This is a genomic window from Candidatus Phytoplasma bonamiae (assembly GCF_030586845.1).
GTDB classification, from domain to species: domain Bacteria; phylum Bacillota_I; class Bacilli_A; order Acholeplasmatales; family Acholeplasmataceae; genus Phytoplasma; species Phytoplasma bonamiae.
The window spans coordinates 1-3,104 of record NZ_JAOSIQ010000044.1 but is presented as its reverse complement, the minus strand read 5'-3'; the positions used below and the strand labels follow the sequence as shown (position 1 = coordinate 3,104).

Here is a 3,104-nt window from a genome sequence, read left to right as displayed (position 1 = left end):
AATAGCAAAAACAAAAAAAATTTTAATAAAACCATAAATAAAAAAACAAGTAGGTTAAAAAAACTAGTTCAAACAGAAAAATCAATTAAAAAAAATAACAAAAAAATCAAATCAAGAAGGAGGTTTTGAAATGAAAATCAGAAAAATAACTAAAAAACCAAAAATAAAAAAAGTAATTGGTTCACCAAAAGCCGAGATATCTTAATTATTTTATTCTTCCTTTTATCCATCTTTACTCAGTTCTGTGAGCAAAGAATTCCTTTGGTGAACTATGAACCCAAAAATTTTAAAGAATTAATCGCCTACAAAATCAAAAAGGCAAGTAATTAATTTAAGTCCCTTTGAAAAGGGACTTTTTTAAAAACAATTTAAGAAAGGAACTGATTAATAATGAGTGATGCCATGACCGAAATTTATCGGGGGACATATTTTAAAGACCGCAGCAATATTAAAACAACCATTTATCCCAAGAAAAAAACAAACAAAAATAACCAATAATTGGTATCTTTATTATTAATTACTTAAAAAAACGTTTTGTATCAAATAAGGTGCAGCGCGATTCCTTGATTAGAGTGAATGATATAAGTTTTTTTAATTTAAAAATTTTTTTAATAGTATAGAAAAATAAATATTTATTTTGATGTTCCTAAGTATGAAAAAGTGATAATTTGATTATTAAAATAGTCAATAATACAAAAAAATATAAAAATCTTTGAGTAATTTTAAAATAAGTATCGGTTAATAGTTTTTTGAAACGGTTTGGTGGTCGTAAAATCTTGATTGATAAAAATTTGGAATAACTTGGAGATTATTTTATATTGACTAATTTTTTTTTTATTATAAATAGAATAGGAATAACAATTGATACAACCAATAATAAGAAAACATTATTTATTAAAACGCCAAACCATCCTTGAGAGAAATTATTATAAAAATTTAAATCAAAAAAATTATTAATTATTGAGCTGATATTACAGTATAAAGAAGGATTCATAAAATTATAAGGATATTGATAAAAACGTTGATTTTCGATCGAACCTAAAATTAAGGAATAAAAAAGATAAAACAAAGGATGGATTAAAGCTAAATAATGTTTAAAGCAAGGGGCTAAAGGAGGATTAACATAAAAATTACTAAAATAAAAAATAGTAAATAATATCGGAATATAAGTATGTTCGCATAAACTCACTGTTAAAAATTCATATTTAAAATTTTTATAATCTACAAAAGGATTGGCGATTAAATTCCAAACGACGCCGGTTAATAATATATCAATTAAAACACAAAAAGCCCATAAAGAATAATTTTTATGATTTCGAAATTTAGAATTTAAAGTTCCAATACAAAATAAAAGAACTAAAAAATTACTTTGATAAGTGAAATTATAAAAAGTATTATAAAAAGCGCCACTTATCAAAGTTAGTAATTTTTGCTCTGAGTAATATATATAATTATGATCAAAAGAAAAATCACGAAGAGAATAAACATTTAATTTAATGAAATAAGTGGCACTTGAAAATATAATTAATACAATTAAAAAAACAAAAGCTTTACTAGATAATTGTTTTTTTGAATTATCAAACATAGATAAATATTCCTTTTTTACAATTTAATATTTAATTGATTATCCTTATCATTATTGATATAAAGAATATTAAATATACACTTCTTTAATAAGATCAATATTTATATTACTAATAATTTTATAAAAATTTCATAGAATTTAAATAAAAAATATTGAAATTTAAATATATCACTACAATTATTATATAATTTTGCAAATTAAATATTTTAAAAAAAATTTATTTATTGAAAATCATAATATATTTTTTACGATTTATTTATCATTGTGAGTTTTGATATTATTTAAGTTTTCTTTGGTAATCTTTTTTTGTTGACGTCATAGTTTGGTTAAATTGCTGCGGTTAATATCCTTATATCATAACGTAAATTTTCTTTGTTAATTTATTGGTCAATGATTTTTTGTTTTCGTTAATTACTTCGTTAAACATAATAATATAAAACAGTGATTTTTATGTAAAAATAAAGTAACTTTGCCCATTTCTTGATTATATTTCTAACAATCACTAATAGTTTTAATTAAAAATTATTATTTTTTATTTTTATCATTTTTTAATATTGAAAATTTCTATAATCAAAATATCACTTTATTAATATTTTTCGTATATATGTATTTGATTTGTTTAAGCAAATAATAAAAAAAATAAATTTTAGAATATCTATTCAAATAGATTTAGAATTAAGAAAAATTTAGATAACTATGTTTAATTATATTAAATATTGTTTAATATAATTAATATTTAGGAAACTTATTACGTAATAAAATAAAGTGAAACTTATTTAAATTAATTGAATGGTATTTTTAAAAATAAGTTTTTTTAATTATATTTAGAATAAAAATATCAAAAAAATAACTTTTTATATAAAAAAATATATAATTTTTGTAAAAAAGTTTTTATTTATAAAAATATTAAATATTATGTAAAAACCATGTTTTTTATTATAAAGTTTACTTCCTATAATATTAATTATGTAAACCAATTAATCCCAAAAAAATATATTTTTAATTTTTATGAGATTAAATTAACTTATTAATCGATCATTTTTTTAATATTTTTGATTATTAAAAATAAATAATATTTAGTATAAATAAATATAAGACATTAATAAAAATATTATATATACAAAAAAATAATTTTTTGTTATAATGACAAAAGTTAAAAAATTTTAAACCATTATTGTTAATAAAAATAAAAATATTTATATATAATAAAAAAAATAATTTTTTGTTATAATAGTAAAAGTTAAAAAATTTTGAACCATTATTGTTAATAAAAATAAAAATATTATATATAACAAAAAAAATAATTTTTTGTTATAATAGTAAAAGTTAAAAAATTTTAAATTTACATCTTTTACCATTATTGTTAATATTATTGTTAATAAAGTTATTTAGATATTTATTATGTATACTTAAATAATTTAAATCAATAGTATCATCATTAGAATATTTTAAAATTTTTTTAACATTCATATTCCCATCGGTAATAGTACCAGTTTTATCTAAACATAATATATTTATT

Annotated in this window: 2 protein-coding genes; both read right to left on the bottom strand. The window is 18.0% G+C overall.

From position 1 onward, the window contains the following. Positions 1-808: 808 nt before the first annotated feature. Complete coding sequence (locus tag OC701_RS02520; protein WP_304514512.1) at positions 809-1,585, bottom strand: hypothetical protein; 777 nt, start codon at positions 1,583-1,585, stop codon at positions 809-811. 1,326 nt (positions 1,586-2,911) lie between these two features. Then, positions 2,912-3,104 (bottom strand): hypothetical protein (locus tag OC701_RS02515; RefSeq protein ID WP_304514511.1); only part of this gene is annotated, 193 nt, incomplete at its 5' end.

Bases quoted from the DNA above. Each gene is read 5' to 3' on its own strand.
- OC701_RS02520 (WP_304514512.1), bottom strand. From the start codon at position 1,585: ATGTTTGATAATTCAAAAAAACAATTATCTAGTAAAGCTTTTGTTTTT.